The 19939-nt window shown below is 75.7% G+C and carries 16 protein-coding genes and 1 pseudogene; 4 read left to right on the forward strand and 13 right to left on the reverse strand.

Annotated elements, in window-relative coordinates; genetic code table 11:
* Nucleotide 1: 1 nt before the first annotated feature.
* Nucleotides 2–2470: a right-handed parallel beta-helix repeat-containing protein gene (locus AB0442_RS17770; protein WP_366163819.1), complete on the forward strand. Its 2469-nt coding sequence runs from the start codon at nucleotides 2–4 to the stop codon at nucleotides 2468–2470.
* 123 nt (nucleotides 2471–2593) lie between these two features.
* Nucleotides 2594–3388 (forward strand): DeoR/GlpR family DNA-binding transcription regulator, encoded by a 795-nt coding sequence (locus AB0442_RS17775; protein WP_363542952.1) that lies wholly within the window; start codon nucleotides 2594–2596, stop codon nucleotides 3386–3388.
* A 160-nt stretch (nucleotides 3389–3548) separates the two neighbouring features.
* Here AB0442_RS17775 and AB0442_RS17780 read toward each other — a convergent pair whose 3' ends face one another.
* From AB0442_RS17780 to AB0442_RS17825, 10 genes and pseudogenes are all read right to left on the reverse strand, one after another.
* Nucleotides 3549–4805, reverse strand: a complete 1257-nt coding sequence (locus tag AB0442_RS17780; RefSeq protein ID WP_366163842.1) for a glucarate dehydratase family protein — start codon at nucleotides 4803–4805, stop codon at nucleotides 3549–3551.
* Nucleotides 4806–4903: 98 nt separating this feature from the next.
* The gene (locus tag AB0442_RS17785) at nucleotides 4904–5836 is read right to left on the reverse strand and encodes a 5-dehydro-4-deoxyglucarate dehydratase (protein WP_366163821.1); all 933 of its coding nucleotides are present in this window, start codon (nucleotides 5834–5836) and stop codon (nucleotides 4904–4906) included.
* A gap of 127 nt (nucleotides 5837–5963) precedes the next feature.
* Complete coding sequence (locus AB0442_RS17790; RefSeq protein ID WP_366163823.1) at nucleotides 5964–7100, reverse strand: endo-1,4-beta-xylanase; 1137 nt, start codon at nucleotides 7098–7100, stop codon at nucleotides 5964–5966.
* A 479-nt stretch (nucleotides 7101–7579) separates the two neighbouring features.
* Entirely contained in the window at nucleotides 7580–8686 is a 1107-nt protein-coding gene (locus tag AB0442_RS17795; protein WP_366163825.1) for a PLP-dependent cysteine synthase family protein, read from the reverse strand.
* Between the two features lie 260 nt (nucleotides 8687–8946).
* Nucleotides 8947–11511: an FtsX-like permease family protein gene (locus AB0442_RS17800; protein WP_366163826.1), complete on the reverse strand. Its 2565-nt coding sequence runs from the start codon at nucleotides 11509–11511 to the stop codon at nucleotides 8947–8949.
* A gap of 158 nt (nucleotides 11512–11669) precedes the next feature.
* Nucleotides 11670–12413: pseudogene (locus AB0442_RS17805) on the reverse strand (ABC transporter ATP-binding protein); the annotation flags it as partial.
* Entirely contained in the window at nucleotides 12410–12694 is a 285-nt protein-coding gene (locus tag AB0442_RS17810) for an SHOCT domain-containing protein (protein ID WP_366163843.1), read from the reverse strand. The gene AB0442_RS17810 and the pseudogene AB0442_RS17805, both read right to left, overlap by 4 nt.
* A 391-nt stretch (nucleotides 12695–13085) precedes the next feature.
* Complete coding sequence (locus tag AB0442_RS17815) at nucleotides 13086–13757, reverse strand: response regulator transcription factor (RefSeq protein WP_363542964.1); 672 nt, start codon at nucleotides 13755–13757, stop codon at nucleotides 13086–13088.
* Nucleotides 13754–14968, reverse strand: a complete 1215-nt coding sequence (locus AB0442_RS17820; protein ID WP_366163828.1) for a sensor histidine kinase — start codon at nucleotides 14966–14968, stop codon at nucleotides 13754–13756. The genes AB0442_RS17815 and AB0442_RS17820 overlap by 4 nt, the downstream gene beginning before the upstream one ends.
* Before the next feature lie 173 nt (nucleotides 14969–15141).
* On the reverse strand, nucleotides 15142–16005 hold the full coding sequence (locus tag AB0442_RS17825) for a PhzF family phenazine biosynthesis isomerase (protein WP_366163830.1): 864 nt from the start codon (nucleotides 16003–16005) through the stop codon (nucleotides 15142–15144).
* Between the two features lie 268 nt (nucleotides 16006–16273).
* Between AB0442_RS17825 and AB0442_RS17830 the strand changes: the two genes are divergently transcribed.
* Complete coding sequence (locus AB0442_RS17830) at nucleotides 16274–16486, forward strand: hypothetical protein (protein ID WP_366163832.1); 213 nt, start codon at nucleotides 16274–16276, stop codon at nucleotides 16484–16486.
* Between the two features lie 85 nt (nucleotides 16487–16571).
* Here AB0442_RS17830 and AB0442_RS17835 read toward each other — a convergent pair whose 3' ends face one another.
* The gene (locus AB0442_RS17835) at nucleotides 16572–16964 is read right to left on the reverse strand and encodes a RidA family protein (protein WP_366163834.1); all 393 of its coding nucleotides are present in this window, start codon (nucleotides 16962–16964) and stop codon (nucleotides 16572–16574) included.
* Nucleotides 16965–17037: 73 nt separating this feature from the next.
* Between AB0442_RS17835 and AB0442_RS17840 the strand changes: the two genes are divergently transcribed.
* Nucleotides 17038–18009: a LysR family transcriptional regulator gene (locus AB0442_RS17840; RefSeq protein WP_366163836.1), complete on the forward strand. Its 972-nt coding sequence runs from the start codon at nucleotides 17038–17040 to the stop codon at nucleotides 18007–18009.
* Here AB0442_RS17840 and AB0442_RS17845 read toward each other — a convergent pair.
* Both AB0442_RS17845 and AB0442_RS17850 read right to left on the reverse strand, forming a co-directional pair.
* A complete protein-coding gene (locus AB0442_RS17845) occupies nucleotides 18000–18419 on the reverse strand; it encodes a VOC family protein (RefSeq protein WP_344625080.1) in 420 nt (139 codons plus the stop codon). The two genes, AB0442_RS17840 and AB0442_RS17845, sit on opposite strands and share 10 nt — an antisense overlap.
* 138 nt (nucleotides 18420–18557) lie before the next feature.
* The gene (locus tag AB0442_RS17850) at nucleotides 18558–19742 is read right to left on the reverse strand and encodes an ROK family protein (RefSeq protein WP_366163845.1); all 1185 of its coding nucleotides are present in this window, start codon (nucleotides 19740–19742) and stop codon (nucleotides 18558–18560) included.
* Nucleotides 19743–19939: the final 197 nt, after the last annotated feature.

The raw sequence follows: 19939 nt of genomic DNA on the forward strand, positions 1-19939 counted from the left end.
CATGGCAGAGCAGAGGGTCCGGGTCACGCAGGACAGCGGGTCCCGCTGGCGGCGCCGCGCCGGCGAGTACGACACGCTCGGTGAGGCCCTGGAGGCCGCCGAACCGGGCGACACCGTGACCGTGCGGCCGGGCGTCTTCCGGGAGGCGGTGGTGATCGACAAACCGGTCACCGTGCTGGCCGTCCAGGGCCCCGGCAGCGTCCGGATCAGTCCGCCCGGCGGGGTGCCGCTGACCGTCGCCGCCGTCGCGACCGTCCAGGACGTGGTCGTCGAGGGCTCCGACCGCTCGCTGCCCGCCGTCCTGGTCACCGCGGACGGCGCCCGGCTCACCGGCTGCCGGATCGACACCCAGGCCTCCGCCGGCGTCGAACTCGGCGACGGCGCCTCCGCCGTGCTCCGCTCCTGCACCGTCGCCAACCCGGCCGGCCTCGGGGTGCGGCTGCGCCCCGGCGCCCGGGCCGGCCTCCAGGAGTGCGAGGTCTCCGCCGCGGGCCAGGCCGGCATCGCGGTGCTCGGCGGCGCCGCCGCCGTCCTGGACCGCTGCAAGGTCCACCACACCGGCGGCGCCGGACTGCTGCTCACCGGCGCCGGCAGCGGCGCCGAACTGACCGGCTGCGAGATCTACGAGATCCGCGGCAGCGGCGTGCAGGCCGAGGACGGCGCGGTCGGCCGCCTCACCGACTGCACCGTGCACCGGGTCACCGGCAACGGCCTCACCCTGGACACCGATGCCGAGCTGCTGCTCGCCGGCTGCCGCATCCACGACCTGCCGGAGAACGCCGCCGACCTGCGCGGCCGGGCCCGGCTGCGGCTGGAGCGCTGCACCCTGCACACCTTCGGCCGGGGCGCGCTCTCCGTCTGGGACGCCGGCACCGAGGTCGAGGCCGAGGGCAGCGAGATCCACTCCGCCGACGGCGACTACCCGGCGCTGTGGGTCAGCGACGGCGCCCGCCTCGCCCTCGCCGACTGCACCCTGCACGACCTCCCCGACGCCCTGTTCGTGCTCGACCGCGACTCCCGGGCGAGCGCCGCCGACTGCTCGTTCAGCCGGATCCGCTCCTCCGCCGTCTCGGTCAGCGGCGGCGCCACCGCCGACCTGACGGACTGCCGGATCCAGGAGGCCGGCACCGGGCTCTGGTTCCGCGACCACGGCAGCGGCGGCCTGCTCACCGGCTGCGAGATCGCCGACGTCGCCACCGGCGTGATCGTCGCCAAGGGCGCCGACCCGGTGCTGCGCGAGTGCACGGTGCGCGGCGCGGGCGACGCCGGGGTGTACGTCTCGGCCCAGGGCCGCGGCACCTTCGAGGACTGCCGGATCTCGCACGGCCGCGGCTTCGGCTTCCACGTCATCGACGGCTGCCGCACGGTGCTCACCCGCTGCCGGGCCGAGCAGAACGGCCGGGCCGGCTTCGAGTTCTCCGAGGCGGGCCCGGTCACCGAGGGCTGCGTCTCGGACGACGTCCCCCCGCCGCCGCCCGCGCTGCCGGTGCCGCGCGCCGCGCTGCCCGCGGCCCCGCCGCTCGCCCCCGCCCCGCCGTACCCGCCGCTGCTCGCACCGGCGGCCGGGTCTGCTGCCGGTCCCGCGCTGCTGCCGGCGACGGCCCGGCTGACCAGCGCCGGGCCGGCCCCGGCCGGGACGGCCGCGATCGCGCCGATCCCCGACTGCCGCCCCGCCGACGAGGCGCTCGCCGAACTGGACGCCCTGGTCGGCCTGGCCACCGTCAAGCAGGAGGTGCGCACCCTCATCGACCTGATCACCGTCGGCCGGCGCCGGCGCAAGGCCGGACTGAAGGCCCCCTCGCTCCGCCGGCACCTGGTCTTCACGGGCGCCCCCGGCACCGGCAAGACCACGGTCGCCCGGCTGTACGGCGAGATCCTGGCCTCGCTCGGGGTGCTGCAGCGCGGCCACCTCGTCGAGGTGGCCCGGGTCGACCTGGTCGGCGAGCACATCGGCTCCACCGCGATCCGCACCGCCGCCGCCTTCGACCGGGCCCGCGGCGGGGTCCTGTTCATCGACGAGGCGTACGCGCTGGCGCCGGAGGACGGCGGGCGGGACTTCGGCCGGGAGGCGATCGACACCCTGGTGAAGCTGATGGAGGACCACCGGGACGAGGTGGTGGTGATCGTCGCCGGCTACACCGCCGAGATGGAACGCTTCCTCGTCGCCAACCCCGGCCTGTCCTCGCGGTTCTCCCGGACGGTCACCTTCCCCGACTACAGCGCCGACGAGCTGCTGGAGATCGCCCGCGCCCAGTGCGCCGAGCACGAGTACGCGCTGGCCGAGGCGACCGAGAAGGCCCTGCGCGAGCACTTCGCCGGCCTGGAGCGCGGACCGGCCTTCGGCAACGGCCGGACGGCCCGGCAGGTGTTCGAGACGATGGTGGAGCGGCACGCGATGCGGGTCGCCCAGCTCGCCGACCCGTCCACCGAGGAGCTGCAGCTGCTCGTCCCGGCGGACCTCCCGCTCTGACCGGGCCGGCCGGCCGCCGGCGTTCCCGTCGGCCGCCCGCGTTCTCGGAGTCCCGGGCTTCTCGGGGGCTTCGGCGGCCGGGCCGCGTGCGAGGATGGCCCGGAGCCGACCGCAGGAGGATCCGTGACCGACAACGCCCAGATGCTCGCCGAACAACGCCGGGCACTGATCCTGGACGAGGTGCGGCGGCGCGGCGGTGTCCGGGTCAACGAGCTCACCCGCCAGTTGAACGTCTCCGACATGACGATCCGTCGGGACCTGGACGCGCTGGCCCGCGTCGGCGCGGTGGAGAAGGTGCACGGCGGCGCGGTGCCGGCCGGTCCGGCCCGCACCCACGAGCCGGGCTTCGCGGCGAAGTCCGCGCTGGAGCTGTCCGCCAAGGAGCAGATCGCCCGGGCGGCCGCCCGGCTGGTCTCCCCCGGTGCGGCGATCGCCCTCTCCGGCGGTACCACCACCTACGCGCTGGCCCGTGAGCTGACCGGGATCGAGCGGCTGACCGTGGTCACCAACTCCGTCCCGGTGTCCGAGGTCTTCGAGCAGGCGCACCGCGCGGGCGGCCCGGCCGCCACCGTGGTGCTGACCGGCGGGGTGCGGACGCCCTCGGACGCCCTGGTCGGCCCGGTGGCGGACCGGGCGATCCGCTCGCTCCGCTTCGACCTGCTGTTCCTCGGCACCCACGGGGTCTCGCCGGAGGCCGGCCTCACCACGCCCAACCTGGCGGAGGCGGAGACCAACCGGACGCTGGTCGCCTCGGCCCGGCGGACGGTGCTGGTGGCCGACCACACCAAGTGGGGCACGGTCGGCCTGTCCACCTTCGCGGAGCTGTCCGAGGTCGACACCTGGGTGACGGACGCCGGGCTGCCCGCCGAAGCGGTGGAGACCGCCCGCGAGCTGATCGACGAGGTCGTCCTCGCCTGAGACCGTCCGCGGGGCGTCAGGCGGGGGCTCGTCCCGTCAGGCGAGGGCGGGGGTGGTGAGGGCGAGCGCGGCCGCGCCGAAGACGAAGGCGGCCCGGACGGAGGCGGTGGCCGTCGAACTCCCGTCCCGTGGTGGTGCCGTGGAGCGGTGGCCCGGGCCGTCACCAGCGCGGGATGCGCCGCCGGTAGGAGGGGTCGGTCCGGCGCAGGTAGCCGGTGTCGTCGCGGGTGCGCAGACCGCAGGCGAGGTACTGCTCGTGCAGCCGGGCCAGGGCGTCGCGGTCGAGCTCGACGCCGAGGCCCGGCCCGGTGGGCACCCGGACGGCGCCCTCGGTGAGGGTGAGCGCGCCGGGCTCGATCACGTCCTCGGTCCGCCAGGGCCAGTGGGTGTCGCAGGCGTGGGTGAGCTCGGGCGAGGCGGCGGCGAGGTGGGTCATCGCGGCGAGGCTGATGCCGAGGTGCGCGTTGGAGTGCATGGACAGCCCGAGCCCGAAGGTGTCGCAGATCCCGGCGAGCAGCCGGGAGCGGTGCAGGCCGCCCCAGTAGTGGTGGTCGGCGAGCACGATCCGCACCGACCTGCGGGCGACCGCCGGCGGCAGGTGCTCGAAGGCCGTGACGCACATGTTGGTGGCGAGCGGGATCGCCGTCCCCGCGGCCACCTCCGCCATGCCGTCCAGGCCCGGGGTCGGGTCCTCCAGGTACTCGAGGACGCCCTCCAGCCGGTGTGCGGTGTCGAGCGCGGTGTCCACCGTCCAGGCGGCGTTCGGGTCCAGGCGCAGCGGCAGTCCGGGGAAGGCCTCGTGCAGGGCGAGGACGGTCTCGACCTCCTCGCGCGGCGGACGGACCCCGCCCTTGAGCTTCAGCGCGGTGAAGCCGTACGTGTCGACCAGGCGCCGGGCCTGGGCGAGGATGCCGGCGGTGTCCACCGCCTCACCCCAGTGGTCCGGCGGCCCGCCGGGGTGGCCGGCCCACTTGTGGAAGAGGTAGGCGCTGTACGGGACGGCGTCGCGGACCCGGCCGCCGAGCAGGTCGCTGACGGGCCGCCCGGCGGCGCGGCCCTGGATGTCGAGGCAGGCCACTTCCAGCGGCGAGAAGACCCGGTCCACCGTGGAGGCCGCGGTGATCGGCCCGGTCAGGCCGTGCCGGTCGGAGCCCGTCCGGCCGCCGAGCGCGGCGGCGACCCGGGCGCGCAGCCGGCCGAGGGCGTGCACCGGCAGGCCGGTCACCGCCGCGGCGGCGGTGCGCAGCCGGTCGAGGTGGCCCTCGTCGGCGGTGGTCTCGCCGAGGCCGGACAGTCCCTGGTCGGTGGCGACCTCGACGACCGCCCGCAGGGCGTACGGCTCGTGCACGCCCACCGCGTTGAGCAGCGGCGGCTCGTGGAAGGCGACGGGGGTGACGGTGACCGCGGTGATCCGCAGCTCCGGCGGGCCGGGCGGGCTCGGCGGCTCGGACGGGTTCGACGACTCGGACGGGCTCGACGAGTCCGACGCATGCGCGGGGCCGGGCCGTGCGGCGGTCAACGGTCGGTGCTTTCCGGGAGGGCGGCGAGGGCGGCCAGTCCGGCGTCGGTGAGGGCGCGCAGCCGGTCGAGGTGCTCGGGTGCGGGGTCGGTCAGCGGGGGCCGGACGCCGCCCACGGCCAGGCCGCGCTGCCGCACCCCCGCCTTCACCAGGGAGACGGCGTAGCCGGGCACTTCGGCGCGCAGTTCCACCAGGGGCAGGTAGAAGGCGGCCAACAGGCGGCCGACGGAGGAGCCGTCCCCGGTGGCGAGGGCGCGGTGGAAGGCGAGGGCGATCTCCGGGACGAAGGCGAACGAGGCGGAGGAGTACCGCCGGACGCCGAGGCCGCGGTAGGCGGGCGCGGTCGCCTCGGCGGTGGGCAGGCCGTTGAAGAACCGGAACCGCTTCCCGGAGGGGCGCAGTGCCGTCTCGACGGCCGTGATCATCCGGGCGAGGAGTTCGAGGTCGCCGCAGCCGTCCTTGATGCCGACCACCTGTGGGAGCCGGGCGATCTCGACGGCCGTGCCGACGTCGAGCCGGGCGGTGTCGCGGTGGTACGCGATGAGCGGCAGCCCGCCGGCCTCGGCGACCTGGCGGGTGTAGGCCACCAGGCCGGACCGCGGGGGCCGGACGAGGTAGGGCGGCATGAGGAGCAGGCCGTCCGCGCCGGCCTCCGCGGCGGACCGGGCGAGGGCGCGGGCGGTGGGCAGCGGCCCGCCGGCACCGGCGTAGACCGGCAGCCGGCCGGCCGCGACCCGGACGGCCGTCCGGACCAGCCGGGCGTGCTCGGCGGGGTCCAGGGCGTGGAACTCGCCGGTGCCGCAGGCGGCGAAGACCGCGCCGGGACCGGCGGTGATCCCGGCCTCCAGGTGCTCGGCGTACACCGCGGGGTCGATCTCGCCGTCCGGGCCGAACGGGGTCACCGGGAAGAACAGCGGGCCGTCGTGCATCGTCGCCTCCTGCGGGGACGGGCGGCGGGCCGGCCCGTGCGGCCAGCCTGTCCCCGCGGGCGGTGCGGTGGTGGGCGGCGCGCCGACGCTCACCCGGCGGGCGCAGCCGGTCCGCCGGAGGCGTCGGTCAGTGCCGGCCTGCGAGGGTGAGGTCCTGGCGCAGCGCGGTGTACGCCGGCTTCGGGCGGTAGTCCTCGGTGAGCAGGTTGGCCGAGCCCTCGCCGGAGAAGGTGTTCGGGACCCAGGAGTACTTGTCGGTGAAGCCCCAGACCGTGAAGTCGGTGCAGTGCTCGGTGAGCAGGCAGCCCTGCAGCAGCACGCCGTACCCCTCGGCCTGCGCCTCGGTCTTGGTGGCGTCCGCGGGCATCACCATCCGGACGTCGGCCTCGGTGATCGCGGTGTCCAGTCCGAGGGCGTCGAAGCGCGCCAGGTTGTCGGCGATGTCGTGCGGGGCGGGGTACTGGACGGCGAGGTGGCCCTGGACACCGACGCCGTCGATCGGGACGTGCTGCGCCTTCAGCTCGGTGACCAGGGCGAGCAGTGCGGTGCTCTTGGGGTTGACGCCCTCGATGTTGTAGTCGTTGATGTACAGCTCGGCCTCGGGGTCGGCCTCGTGGGCCCAGTGGAAGGCGTCGGCGATGTAGCCCGGGCCGAGGTTGCGCAGCCAGATGGAGTCGCGCAGGGTGCCGTCGTCGTTGAAGGCCTCGTTGACGACGTCCCACTGCCAGATGCGACCCTTGAAGTGCTTGACCTCGTCGGTGATGTGACGGTGCAGGATGTCGCGGAGCTCGCCCGGGGTGAAGCTGCCGGAGGTGAGCCATCCGGGCAGCTGGCTGTGCCAGACGAGGGTGTGGCCGCGGACCAGCTGGTGGTTGTCCCGCGCGAAGTCGACGAGGTCGTCGGCGGGGCCCCAGGTGTGGGTGCCGCGGACGGCTTCGACGGCCTCCCACTTCATCACGTTCTCCGGGGTGACGGAGCTGAACTCGGTCGCGGCCTTCTCCCGGTACGGGGCGTCGGCGGCGAGGGCGGACATGTCCACGGCCGTGCCGATGCGCACGCCGGCGCGGCGGCCGAGCTCGCCGAGGGTGCGGGCGGCCGGGTCCTTCGCCGGGGTGGCGGCCGCCCGGGTGTCGCCGGACGCGCCGGTGCTGCCCGCGGTGGCGGTGCTGCCGGAGGCGGCGGAGGCGGCGGGGAGGACGAGCGCGGTGACGGCCAGGGCTGCGGTGGTGGCCGCCACGAGGGCGGTGCGGGTCGCTCGGAGCACGGAGGTCCCTTTCGCGAGATCACACGATGACGACTTTCGAAACTTTTCGTAATTAACTGCGCAAGTTTCAGTCACGCTAGTGGCTCGAATTTTGGACGGTCAATCCCCGTGCACCGAGGTATTTCGGCCGGGTTGACGTCCACTCATGGAGCGCCACCGGACCGGCTGACCCGCCGCCGGGTGGAAGCCCCGTCATCGCCCGCCAATCCATCCGCAGGGACTGGCCGAAACTCTCGCCCTGGTTTACGATTCTGCCGCCCGGCGGGCCCGTGACTGGCGTCCGGCCGGTGGGCGCTTCGGCCCGGTGTGGGAGTGGCCGCGGCGCGGCTGCGGTGCGAGGGTCACCGCACACGTCGGCCCGGGGAGTACGTGGCGCACTCCCCGGGCCGTCATGGTGGGTCGTCATGGTGGGTCGACCGGACGGGCCGACCGGACGGGCCGACCGGGCGGGGCGGCGGACGCCGCCCCGCGGCAGGGGCTCAGCCCAGGCCGATGGACGTCCCGGCGAGGAACTCCTCGAGCTCGGCGACGTACGGGTCGATGTCGATGCCCTGCTCGGCGAGCCAGGCGTCGGAGTAGTACTTGTCGAGGTAGCGGTCGCCCGGGTCGCAGATGAGGGTCACGACGCTGCCGGCCTGCCCGGCCGCACGCATCTCGGCGACGATCCGCAGGGCACCCCACAGTCCGGTGCCGGTGGAGGCGCCGGCCTTCTTGCCGAGCGCGCCCTCCAGGATGCGGACGGCCGCTATGGAGGCGGCGTCGGGCACCTTCATCATCCGGTCGAGGGCGCCCGGGACGAAGCTGGGCTCCATCCGGGGACGGCCGATGCCCTCGATCCGGGAGCCGCTGGGGCAGGTGGCGTCGGGGTCGCCGTTGACCCAGCCGTCGAAGAAGCAGGAGTTCTCCGGGTCGGCCACGCAGATCCGGGTGTCGAACTGCATGTAGTGCACGTAGCGGGCGATGGTCGCGGAGGTGCCGCCGGTGCCGGCGGTGGCGACGATCCAGGCCGGCTCGGGGTGCGGCTCCAGCTCCAGCTGGGCGAACACGGACTCGGCGATGTTGTTGTTGCCGCGCCAGTCGGTGGCGCGCTCCGCGTAGGTGAACTGGTCCATGTAGTGGCCGCCGGTCTCCTCGGCGAGCCGCGCGGACACGTCGTAGACCTCGCAGGGGTCGTCGACGAGGTGACATCGGCCGCCGTGGAACTCGATCAGCTCGATCTTGGCCCGGCTGGTCGTGCGGGACATCACGGCGATGAAGGGCACGCCGATCAGCTTGGCGAAGTACGCCTCCGAGACGGCGGTCGAACCGCTGGACGCCTCGATGACCGGCTTGCCGGGTCTGATCCAGCCGTTGCAGAGGCCGTAGAGGAAGAGCGAGCGGGCCAGCCGGTGCTTGAGGCTGCCGGTCGGGTGGGTGGACTCGTCCTTCAGGTAGAGGTCGATGCCCCACTCCTCCGGGAGCGGGAAGCGCAGCAGGTGCGTGTCGGCGGACCGGTTGGCGTCCGCCTGGACCTTCCGCACCGCCTCCTTCAGCCAGGCCCGGTACTCCGGGTCGGAGCGATCCACGTCCACGGTGTGCAGCGCCATCGCGAGCCTCCTTGTCCTGACGTTGTCCTGACGACGTCACCTCCACCAAGCGTAACAGGCGACTACAATAAGTGACTGTTACGGCATCTCCAGCGAACCCTTATCGGGCAGTAGAGCGGTGAGACCGGGCGCCGCGCCGCGCAGCCCCCGCGCAGCCCCGCAGCGGGCCGCCGAGCTGGGCGGACGGCCCGCCGAACACCCGCCGAACGTCGCCCGCCGGGTGCCCGGGCGGGCGGCCCGGACACCCGGCAGGGCAGCGCTCACTCCGCGGCGATCGCCCGCAGGACGTCCAGCCCGGCCGCGCGGCCGGCCGGGCGGAGGCCCGCTACCGCACCGGCGACCAGACCGGCCAGCAGCACCACCGCGAGCCGCGCGGTCGGCAGGGCGAAGGACCCGGTGCCGGCGCTGTCGGAGGCCCGGACCAGCGCCCACCCGAGGAAGGCGCCGAGCCCCAGGCCGCCGACCGTGCCGAAGGCCGCGACGAGCACCGACTCCCAGCGGACCATCGACCGCAGCTGCCCCCTGGTCTGTCCGACCGCCCGCAGCAGGCCGAGTTCGCGGGTGCGCTCGTGCACGGCCAGCGTCAGGGTGTTGGCGATGCCGAGAAGGGCGATCAGCACCGCCAGCGCGAGCAGGGCGTAGACCACGGAGAGCATGGTGTCCACACCGCCGGCAGCGCTCGCCGCGTACTCGTCGCGGTCCTGCACCTGCGGATTGCCGTAGCCGTCCGCGACGTGCTGAACGGCGGCCTTGCCCTCGGCGGGGGAGACGCCCGGCCGCAGCGCGACCGCCACCATGCTGTCGCTGTCCTGGACACGGTGCGGGGCCCAGGCCTCACGGGTCATCAGGTAGTCGCCCGCCACGCCGCCGCCTTCGTACAGCGCCCGGACGGTGAACGACTCCGCGCCGTCGGTGAAGGCGACGGAGACCGTGGAACCGATGTGCCAGCCGCGGGCGGCCGCCTCGCTGCGGGAGACGGCGAGGCCGTCGGTGCCGAGGGCGGTGAGACTGCCGTCGACCCGTCCGAGGTCGACCACGCCGGGCAGCCGGGCCGGGTCGGTGACGTCCAGTTCGCGGCCGTGCCCGTCGATCCGGGCGACCCCGCGGCCGAGACCCACGGCCTGCTCGACCTGCGGCAACTGCCGGACGGCCTCGGCGAGCTTCGGGCTGACCCCGCTGCCGCCCGCGCCGAACGCGGGTGCGGTGACGGCGAGGTCGCCGGCGAACGAGCGGTCGACGGTGTCGTCCAGGGTGGCCCTGATCGACGCGGCGAACACGGTGAACAGGGTCACCACGGCGACACCCACCATCAGCGCGGTGGCGGTGGCCGCCGTCCGGGACGGGTTGCGGGCGGCGTTGCGGCGGGCCAGTGCCCCGCTGACGCCGCGCAGCCGCGGCAGCGGGGCGCCGAGCACCCGGACGGCGAGCGCCGCGGCGACCGGGCCGAGCACCACGGTGCCGGCCAGCGCCGTGACCGCGCCCGCGGTGGTCAGCACCACCGAGGGCCCGTCGGTCGCACCGCGCACCGTGAGCACCGCCCCGCCGGCCAGCAGTGCCGCGCCGAGGGCGGCCCGGACCCGGCCGGTGCGCCCGGTCGCCGCGTCGTCCACCGCACTCTCGCGCAGTGCGGCGAGCGGGGCGGTGCGACCGGCCCGGACGGCGGGCAGAAGGGCCGAGCCCAGGGTGACCAGGACGCCGACGGCCAGCGGCAGCACCACGGAGGCGGTCGCGACGACCATGCCGCCGGTCGGCAGCGAGAAGCCGAGCGCGGAGAAGAGCGCGCTGAGCCCGGCCGCCACCCCGATGCCGCCGACCAGGCCGGCCGCGGAGGCGACCACGGCCACGACGGCCGCCTCGGCGAGGGTGGAGCCGAGGACCTGCCGCCGGTGCGCGCCGAGCGCGCGGAGCAGCGCGTTCTCCCGGGTGCGCTGGGCGACCACGATGGCGAAGGTGTTGTGGATGGTGAAGGTGGCGACGAGCAGCGCGATCCCGGCGAAGACCAGCAGCAGGGTGGTGAACATGGTCAGGAACCGGCCGGAGACGTCGGCGGTGGACTCGGCGGTCGCGGCGTGCCCGGTCAGCGCCTCCACGCCGGTGGGCAGCAACGGCTTGACCCGGTCCACGAGCTGCTGCTGCGTCAGGGTGTCGGAACGGAGCCGGATCGCGCTGGCCTGGCCCTCGCCCTTGGGGGTGAGGTGGCGCTCGGCGTCGGCGAGGCTCAGCCCGGTGAAGGTGGAGGGGCCCATGCCGTCCGCGTCGGCACCGAAGGTGGCGATGCCGACGATGGTGATCCGCACCGGGTCGGGGGTGCGCAGCACCGTGGTGTCGCCGATCCGGAGGTCGCCGGCCTCGGCCGCGCCGCGGTTGATGACGGCCTCGCCGGGCGCGGCGGGCGCCCGGCCCTCGGCGAGCCGGTAGGGGTTGAGCGTGCCGTCGGTGAGCCAGTTCCCGGCGAGGGTCGGCGGGCCCTTGCCGCCGATCGGCTCGCCGTTCCGACCGACCAGCTGGCCGGCGCCCTGGACGGACGGCTCGGCCGCGCTCACCCCGGGGACGGTGCGCAGCCGGTCGGCGAGTGCGGTGTCGACCGGTGCCCGGACACCGCCGGGGACGTTCTGCGCGGGCAGGACGTCGGCGCTGCGGACGACGGCGCCGGTGCCGGCGTTGGCGTCGGCGAACAGGGTGTCGAAGTTGGCCCGCAGGGTGTCGCCCAGCACCATCGTGCCGGTCAGGAACGCGACGCCGAGCAGGACGGCGAGGACGGTGCCGACCAGGCGGCGTTGGTGTGCGCGGGCCGAGCGGAGTCCGATCCGCAGGGCGGTGTTCATCGTCGGTCACTCCCCCGTGGGCCGGTGGCCGCGGTCGGGACGGTGGTCGGGGCGCTGGTGGTCGGGGTGGCAGCGGTCGGGGCCGCGGCGGTCGGCTCAGTGGTGGCCGGCTCAGTGGTGGTGTGGGCGGCGGTGAGGGCGGTGGCGCGGGTGGAGCCGGCCGGGGTGTCGAAGGCCTTCATCCGGTCGAGGACGAGGTCGGCGGTGGGCGCGTCCATGCTGTCGACCAGTCGGCCGTCCGCCAGGAACAGGGCCCGGTCGGCGTAGCCCGCGGCGGTCGGGTCGTGGGTGACCATCACCACCGCCTGGCCCATGGTGTCGACGGCCTGCCGGAGCAGGCCGAGCACCTCTGCGCCGGAGCGGGAGTCGAGGTTGCCCGTCGGCTCGTCCGCGAAGACGACCTGGGGGCGGCCCGCGAGGGCGCGGGCCACGGCGACCCGCTGCTGCTGGCCGCCGGAGAGCTCGGCGGGCCGGTGGTTCAGCCGGTCGCCGAGTCCGACCACGTCGACGAGGGCGTCCACCCAGGCCGCGTCGGGTTCCTTCCCGGCGAGGTCGAGCGGCAGGGTGATGTTCTCCCGGACGGTGAGCGTGGGCACCAGGTTGAAGGCCTGGAAGACGAAGCCGATGCGCTCGCGGCGGAGTTCGGTGAGCCGGCGGTCGTTCAGGGCGCCGAGCTCGGTGCCGCCGATGTGGGCGCTGCCCGCGGTGAGGGTGTCGAGGCCGGCGGCGCAGTGCATCAGCGTGGACTTGCCGGAGCCGGACGGGCCCATGATCGCGGTGAACCGCCCGGCCGGGAACTCGACCGTGACGTGGTCGAGTGCCCGGACCTGGGTGGCGCCGATTCCGTACACCTTGACCGCGTCGGCGACCGCGGCGGCGGGGTGCAGCTGGACGACGGTCATTTCGCACCGCCGGGACGGTCGGTCCGGTCGGTGCGCTCGGTGAGCACGGCGCGCTTGGCGCGGTACTCGTCCTCGTCGATCTCACCGCGGGCGTACCGGTCGCCGAGCGTGGCGAGCGGGCCGCCGCCGTGGTGCCAGCCGCCGGGGCCGTAGCCGCGGCGCCAGACGGTGCGCCGCAGGATCAGCACGACGAGGAGGATCACGGCTGCCCAGAAGAACGGGATCAGCAGGATCCACGGGCCGGGCCAGTGGCCGTCCGCGTGGGCGAGCAGGGTGTCCATGGTGTCCATCTCCTCGGTGCATGCCTGTTGTGGGGACTGCACCGAGCCTCTCGCCGCGGGCCCCTGCCGCGCGTCGTCCCACCAGCGGCACCTGCGGTACTCCCGGCGTAGTACCGGGGCCGGGCGGGGCGACGTCGCGGCCCGCGAGGAGGTGACGGACCCAGGGCGGGCCGGCGGTACGGGCGGTGGTCGCGGCGGCCGCCAGGAGGAGGAAGGGGACGAGGGTGTGCGCCGGGGTGCGCATCAGGGTTCGCATGCGGTGAAGTCTTCTCCGCCGCCGCAGCCGCCACCATCCCCCTGGCATCCCGATCCGACCTGCACCCCGGTGCAGCACCGATCCTGAACCCAGTACCACCCCCCGGCGCCGGTGCACCGGCCCGACGGTCCGGCGCTAGCCCAGCCAGCCGGGCCGGACGAGCCCCGACTCGTAGGCGAGGACGACCAGTTGGGCGCGGTCGCGGGCACCGAGCTTCACCATGGCCCGGCTGACGTGGGTCTTCGCGGTGAGCGGGCTGACCACCAGTCGGCGGGCGATGTCCTCGTTGGAGAGGCCGAGGCCGACCAGCGCCAGCACCTCCCGCTCGCGGTCGGTGAGTGCGGCGAGCGCGGTCGGCCCTCCCGTCGCCGGCGCCTTGGAGCGGGCGGCGAACTCGCCGATCAGCCGCCGGGTCACGCCGGGCGAGAGCAGGGCGTCGCCCGCGGCGGCCACCCGGACGGCGCGCAGCAGTTCGGCCGGTTCGGTGTCCTTGACGAGGAAGCCGGCCGCGCCGGCCCGCAGCGCCTCGAAGACGTACTCGTCGAGTTCGAAGGTGGTGAGGACGACCACCCGGACGCCGTCGAGCGCCGGGTCCTCGCCGATCCTGCGGGTCGCGGCGAGTCCGTCCAGCCGGGGCATCCGGATGTCCATCAGGACGACGTCGGGCCGTAGTTCGGCGGCGAGGGCGACGGCCTGCTCGCCGTCGTCGGCCTCGCCGACCACCTCGAGGTCGGGCTGCGCGTCCAGCAGTGCACGGAAGCCCGCCCGGACGAGCACCTGGTCGTCCGCGAGCAGCACCCTGATCACCGGGGTCCGCCTCCCGTCGAGTCCTGCGGGCCGCCGCCGCGGATCGGCAACCGGGCGAGGACCCGGAATCCGCCGTCGGGCCGCGGCTCCGCCTCCAGCGTGCCGCCGGCCGCCGCGACCCGCTCCCGCATGCCGATGAGACCGCTGCCGGAGCCGCCCGGCTCGCCGGCCCCGGCCGGGCCCGGGTCGTCGATCCGGACGGCCAGCCCCTCCCCCGACCAGTCGAGCAGGACGTCGGCACTGCGGGCCGCCGAGTGGCGGATGACGTTGGTCAGGGCCTCCTGGACGATCCGGAAGGCGGTCAGGTCGAGCCCTGCCGGCAGACTGCGGGCCCGACCGCGGCTGTGCACCGAGACCGCGAGCCCGGCCTGGCGGGCCTGCTCGGCGAGCTCGTCCAGCCGGTCGAGGCCGGGGGCGGGGCTGCGCGGGGCAGCGGCGTCCGGGCCGCGCAGCGTGCCCAGCACCTGCCGGACCTCGCCGAGCGCCTCCTTGCTGGCGGCCTTGATCGTGGTGAGGGCCGTCCTGGCCTGCTCGGGGCGGGTGTCGAGGAGTTCGAGGGCGACGCCGGCCTGGACGTGGATCAGCGAGATGCTGTGGGCGAGGATGTCGTGCAGTTCGCGGGCCATCCGCAGCCGTTCCTCGTCGGCCCTGCGCCGCCGGGCCTGCTCGGCGGCGGCCCGGACGGCCTCCATCCGTTCCGCGCGGAACCGCAGGATCTCGGCGACGGCCATCACCAGCAGCAGCCAGGCGGCGATGCCGAGCTCCTGCCAGCCGTTGGGCTGTGCGGCCGGACCGCGCAGCCAGTCCTGCGGCACCGCGAAGGAGATCAGCAGGTGGGCGGCGTAGAAGGCGCCCGCGCAGGCCCAGGCGGCGCGCCGGTGGCCGCGTTTCACGGCGGCGCAGAAGGCCACCACCAGGCTGAGGAACACCGGCCCGTACGGGTAGCCGGCCAGCAGGTAGGCCACGGTGACGACCGTGGTGCCGACCACCACGGCGACCGGGCGGCGCTGCCGGAACAGGAGCAGTACCGGGCCGAGCAGGAGCAGCAGGTAGCCGAGGGCGTCCAGCGGGAGGCGTCCGCCCTGGTGGCGGGCGGCCGCGCCCGTCCCGGCCAACTGCGCGACCGCGACCAGCACCGAGGAGGCGACCGGCCAGCCCGCCTTCGCGGCACGGACCCACGGCGGCTGCCAGGGCGGCGGTTCGTCGGTCATGCCGGGAAGGCTAGTCGCCGGCCGGCCACCGCGGCGTCAGCCTGCCGGGGTGGGCGCGCCTACTCCCCCGGGAGTACGCGCGCCCACCCGTCCCCGCCGCGTGGCGCCGGCCCGGCAGGGCACCCCCGGCACCCGGCCGACCCTGCCGATCGGGTATCCGGTCGGGGATCCGGTCAGCCCTGCGGGTCGGGGATGCGGACGGCGGCGCCGCTCACCCGCACCCGCCGCTCCCCCTCCCGCAGCTCCACGCGGAGGACGCCCGGCCGGCCCATGTCCTCCCCCTGGTGGAGGGTGAGGACGGCCTGCCCGAGGCCCTCCAACTCGCTCAGGTAGGCGCCGAAGGCGGCCGCGGCGGCGCCGGTGGCCGGGTCCTCGACGACGCCGCCGACCGGGAAGGGGTCGCGGACGTGGAAGACGGTGTCGGAGACCCGGTGGACCAGCTGCAGGGTGGTCAGGTCGAGCCGGGTCATCAGCCGGGCCAGCCGGTCGAAGTCGTAGGCGAGCTCGGAGAGCCGCTTGCGGGTGGCGGCGGCCAGCACCAGGTGGCGGGCACCGGCGTAGGCGATCCGCGGCGGCAGGGTCTCGTCGAGGTCGTCGGCGCTCCAGTCGAGGGCGGCCAGTGCCTCGGCGACGTCCGCGTCGGAGACGGGTTCGACGGCGGGCTCGACGCTGGTCAGGGTGGCGACCGGCCGACCCTCGGCGTCGGCTGCGACCTCGACCGGCACCGGGCCGGCCTTGGTCTCGAAGAGCAGCGGGCCGGGGCCGATCCGCTCGGCGAGGGCGACGGCGGAGGCGATGGTGGCGTGGCCGCAGAACGGCACCTCGGCGAGCGGGCTGAAGTACCGCACCGCGAAGGTCCGCGGGCCCCGGGCGGTGAGGAAGGCCGTCTCGGAGTAGCCGAGCCCGGCGGCGACGGCGAGCTGCGTGTCGTCGTCGAGCCCGGTGGCGTCGGGCACCACTCCGGCCGGGTTGCCGCCGGCCGGGTCGGCGGTGAAGGCGGCGTAGCGCAGGACCTCGGTACCGGGTGGAAGCGTCATGCCCGGCAGAACGTGCCGGGGTGTCCGGTGATTCCCGACGGACCGGGGCCGGTCACGACGGCCGACCATGGCCGACCACGGGCCGACCGGCCCCCGACCGGAGCCGGCCGGGGCCGAAGGCTGCCCGCACCACCCCTCCGGTGGCGGGTCACCGGGACGTAACCTCCGGCCCCCGATCCGCCATGAGAGCGAGACCAGCCTGCAAACCTGCTGTCATGACGGGCCGTCATCCTTGAGGTCAGAGGTAATCAGCCGAAAGGAACTCAGAATGAGCGACTACTCCGTACTCGTTGCCGCCCTCGTCGAGCTGTCCGGCGAGCGCGACCTCGGTGTCGGCGCGCCCGTCGCGGTGCGCGGTCACGAGGCCGACCGGCTCGCCAGCCTGGCCCGGGGCGGGGGTGAACCGCCCGCCCGCCGGCCGGCTCCCCTGCTGCGGCTGCTGCGCCGCCGCACCGTCGGCCGCCTCGGCTTCTCGGCGTGAGCCGCTGCGGTGGACGGCGGCCGCGGCGCTCCCGCGGTCCCGGCGGACTGCTCCCGGCAGGCTGCTCCCGACGGCCCGTCACCGGTCAGCCGGTGGCGGGCCGTCGTGCGTCCACCTCGATCTCGATCCTCATCCGCGGGTCGGCGAGGCCGCAGACCATCATGGTGGCGGCCGGGCGGACCTCGCCGAACGCGCGGCGCAGCACGGGCCAGCAGGGCTCGAAGTCCTCGCGGTCGGGCAGCAGGTAGCGCACCCGGACGACGTCGGCGAGGGTGCAGCCGGCCTCGGCGAGTGCGGCGGTGATGTTGCGCAGGCACTGTTCGGCCTGTGCCACCACGTCCTCGGCGATGGTCATGGCGGCGTAGTCGAAGCCGGTCGTGCCGGAGACGTGCACCCGGTCCCCGTCCACCACCGCCCGGGCGTACCCGATCCGTTCCTCGAAGAGCGATCCGCTGAGGATCGTCCGGCGTTCTCCCATGGCAGGGACGGTAGGCGCGACCACCGCGATACGTCCAATACCTGATGGGTCCGGCTGTGATATCCCGGGAGATATGGAGGACCGTCCCGAGCTCGCCCTGCACCAGCTGCACGCTTTCACCGTGCTGGCCGAGGAACTGCACTTCGGCCGTGCCGCCGAGCGGTTGGGTGTGGCGCAGCCGCCGTTGAGCCAGCAGATACGGCGGCTGGAGGAGCGGGTCGGCCATCCGCTGTTCGAGCGCCGGCCGGGGCGGGTGTCGCTGACCGCGGCGGGCGAGGAGCTGCTGCCGGCGGCGCGCCGGGCCCTCGACGAGGTCGCGTCCGGGCTGGCGGCGGCCCGGCGGGTCGCCACGGGCGGGGCGGGCCGGCTGCGGATCGGGTTCGCGGCCTCGCTGGCACCGACCGTGCTGCCGGACCTGCTGCGCGCCTTCCGCGAGCACCGGCCCGGTGTGGAGCTGGAGATCCGCGAGATGACGACGGCTCCGCAGGTCGCGGCGCTGCACGAGCACGCCCTCGACGTGGGGCTGATGCGCGAGCCCCCGCAGGACCCGGACCTGGTGGTGGAGCCGCTCTGGTCGGAGGGGTTCGTCGCCGTCCTCCCGGCCGGGCACCGGCTGGCGGGCCGGCGGGCCGTCCCGGTGGCCGGGCTGGCGGAGGAGCCGTTCGTCCTGCTGCCGCGCGAGTGCGGGCCGACGGTGCACGACCGGATCGTCGGGGTGTGCCGGGCGGCCGGGTTCGAGCCGCGGGTCGCCCAGCGGGCGGTGGAGTGGCAGACGGTCGCCGCGTTGGTGGGCGCGGGGCTGGGGGTGTCCCTCGCCCCGGCGGGCGTGCGCCGGGTTCGGATGCGGGGTGTGTCCTTCCGGCCGATCACCCCCGACGGCGCCCGGACCGTCGTCGGCCTCGTCCACCGGCGAGGCGACCGCAACCCGCTCGTCGCCCGCTTCGCCGCCGAGGCCCGGGCGCTCGCCGACACCGCGGGACCCCGGCCGGACGGTGGGCCCCGACCGGGCGGTGGGCCCCGACCGGGCGGCGCGGCTCAGCCGTAGTGGCGCGCCTCCAGGACGTTGCCGTCCGGGTCGGCGAAGTAGTAGGTGCGCGGCGCGGTGCCGCGGGCCCCGAACGAGTTCTCCGCGTACGGGGTCACCGGGTGCCCGCCGGCCTCCAGCCGGGTCCGCAGCGCCTCGAACTCCTGCTCCGAGGTGGCCAGGCAGACGTGGTTGAGCCGGTTGCCGGCGCTCCCTTCGGCACCCGGCGCGGCGTTCAGCTGCGGAGCGACCGTCAGCGGGACCAGGTCGATGAGCGTCCGCTCCGTCACCCGCATGCTGACGAACGGCGCGAGGCCCTTCTCGAACTCGGCCAGCCGGACCGGCTCCAGCCCCACCACGTCGCGGTAGAACGCGGCCGAGCGGACCGGATCGGCCACCCACAGCACCACGTGGTCCAGTTCGTACGGCATCGGCCCGCCACCCCTTCGTTCCACCCGTGCACGGCCCTCCCATCGTGCCATCGCCCGCCGCGGCACGACCGCCGTTCCGCACGGCGGGGTGCCGCACCGCATCGAGCGGCACGGCCGCCGCCCCCGGCCGGCGGGCCGTCAGCCGCGGGCGGCGTACACCGCCTGCGGGTCCTGGAGGTACGGCTGCCAGGCGAGTTCGGCGGCTCCGGCGAGGCCGGCGTGGTCGACCTCCGCCGGCACGATCGGGACGCGTCCGCTGCGGCCCCACAGGCAGCGGTCGGCGACGACCGCGGCGAGCCGTTCGGGGGCGGCGGCGAGCAGGTCGAGGTGGAGGCCGCTGAGCACGATCCGGTCCGGGTTGAGGATGTTGACCAGGCCGGCGAGGCCGAGGCCCAGGCGGTCGACGACGTGGGCGACGGCGTCGGCGGCGGCGGGGTCGTCGGCGGCCGAGCGGGCGAGCCGGCGGGCCTGGTCGAGGATCGGGCCGCCGGGGTCGGGGGTGCGGCCGGCGGCGACGAACAGCGCCTCCGGGTCGGTCTCGGCGTTCAGGCAGCCGCGGTTGCCGCAGACGCAGGGGCGGCCCTGCGGGTCGACCGTCAGGTGGCCGACCTCCAGGGCGAGTCCGGCGCTGCCGGTGTGCAGCCGGCCGTCGATCACCAGGGCGCCGCCGACGCCGCGGTGGCCGGAGGTGACGAGCAGCAGGTGGCGGGCGTCCCGGCCGGCGCCGTGGCGGTGCTCGGCGAGGGCGGCGAGGTTGGCGTCGTTGGCGACGGCGGAGGGCAGCGGGCTGCGGGCGCGCGGGCCGAAGTCGGCGTGCCGCACCTCCTGGGCGAACAGGTCGGCCACCGGAGTGCCGCTGGGCCAGGCGAAGTGCAGGGCGGCGAGGGCGGTGCCGTCCGGTTCGGTGACCGGGTTCGGCAGGGCCAGGCCGACGGCCAGGCAGCGGCGGGTGGTGGCGCGGGCGAGGTCGGCGCCGGCCTCGGCGACGGCCCGCAGCATCCGCACCGGGTCGGTCGCGGCCGGCAGCGGCAGGTAGCGGACGTCCTCCAGACGTCCGCCGAGGCCCGCGAGTGCGACGCTCAGGCTGTCCGCGTGGATCTGTGCGGCGACGACGACCGGTCCGGCCGGGTTGACGGCGAGGCGGTGCGAGGGGCGACCGCGGCCGCCGCCCGCGGGCCGGGAGTCGACGGTGATCAGCCCGAGCGCCTCGAGTTCGCCGGTGACGGCGCCCGCGGTGGCCCGGGTGACGTCGAGGGCACCGGTCAGCGCGGAGCGCGTCGGTGCCCGTCCGGTGTGGACGAGTTCGAGGGCGGGCCCCAGCAGGCTGCGGCCGCGGTCCGGTGCCGGCCTGCGGTGGTCGGTGGGCGTCGTCCGGCCGGCGGCGGCCGGGCGGCGGCCGGGGGGCGGGGCGGGCCCGGGGGGGGGGGGGGGGGCGGCAATTATAAAGCCCGGGGGGGGGGTGACCCCGAGGCCCGCCGGGGGGCGGGGGGGCCACCCCGCCCCCCCCGGCACCGCGGAGA

Origin of the sequence: Kitasatospora sp. NPDC085895, assembly GCF_040702125.1 — a bacterium.
Lineage (GTDB): Bacteria > Actinomycetota > Actinomycetes > Streptomycetales > Streptomycetaceae > Kitasatospora > Kitasatospora arboriphila.

Excerpts from the sequence above, each read along its gene's own strand:
- AB0442_RS17825 (WP_366163830.1), bottom strand. The coding sequence starts at position 16,005 with ATGACGCTTCCACCCGGTACCGAGGTCCTGCGCTACGCCGCCTTCACC.
- AB0442_RS17840 (WP_366163836.1), top strand. The coding sequence starts at position 17,038 with ATGGAGGACCGTCCCGAGCTCGCCCTGCACCAGCTGCACGCTTTCACC.
- AB0442_RS17820 (WP_366163828.1), bottom strand. The coding sequence starts at position 14,968 with ATGACCGACGAACCGCCGCCCTGGCAGCCGCCGTGGGTCCGTGCCGCG.
- AB0442_RS17770 (WP_366163819.1), top strand. The coding sequence starts at position 2 with ATGGCAGAGCAGAGGGTCCGGGTCACGCAGGACAGCGGGTCCCGCTGG.
- AB0442_RS17800 (WP_366163826.1), bottom strand. The coding sequence starts at position 11,511 with ATGAACACCGCCCTGCGGATCGGACTCCGCTCGGCCCGCGCACACCAA.
- AB0442_RS17835 (WP_366163834.1), bottom strand. The coding sequence starts at position 16,964 with ATGGGAGAACGCCGGACGATCCTCAGCGGATCGCTCTTCGAGGAACGG.
- AB0442_RS17795 (WP_366163825.1), bottom strand. The coding sequence starts at position 8,686 with ATGGCGCTGCACACCGTGGACGTGGATCGCTCCGACCCGGAGTACCGG.
- AB0442_RS17845 (WP_344625080.1), bottom strand. The coding sequence starts at position 18,419 with ATGCCGTACGAACTGGACCACGTGGTGCTGTGGGTGGCCGATCCGGTC.
- AB0442_RS17785 (WP_366163821.1), bottom strand. The coding sequence starts at position 5,836 with ATGCACGACGGCCCGCTGTTCTTCCCGGTGACCCCGTTCGGCCCGGAC.
- AB0442_RS17810 (WP_366163843.1), bottom strand. The coding sequence starts at position 12,694 with ATGGACACCCTGCTCGCCCACGCGGACGGCCACTGGCCCGGCCCGTGG.
- AB0442_RS17830 (WP_366163832.1), top strand. The coding sequence starts at position 16,274 with ATGAGCGACTACTCCGTACTCGTTGCCGCCCTCGTCGAGCTGTCCGGC.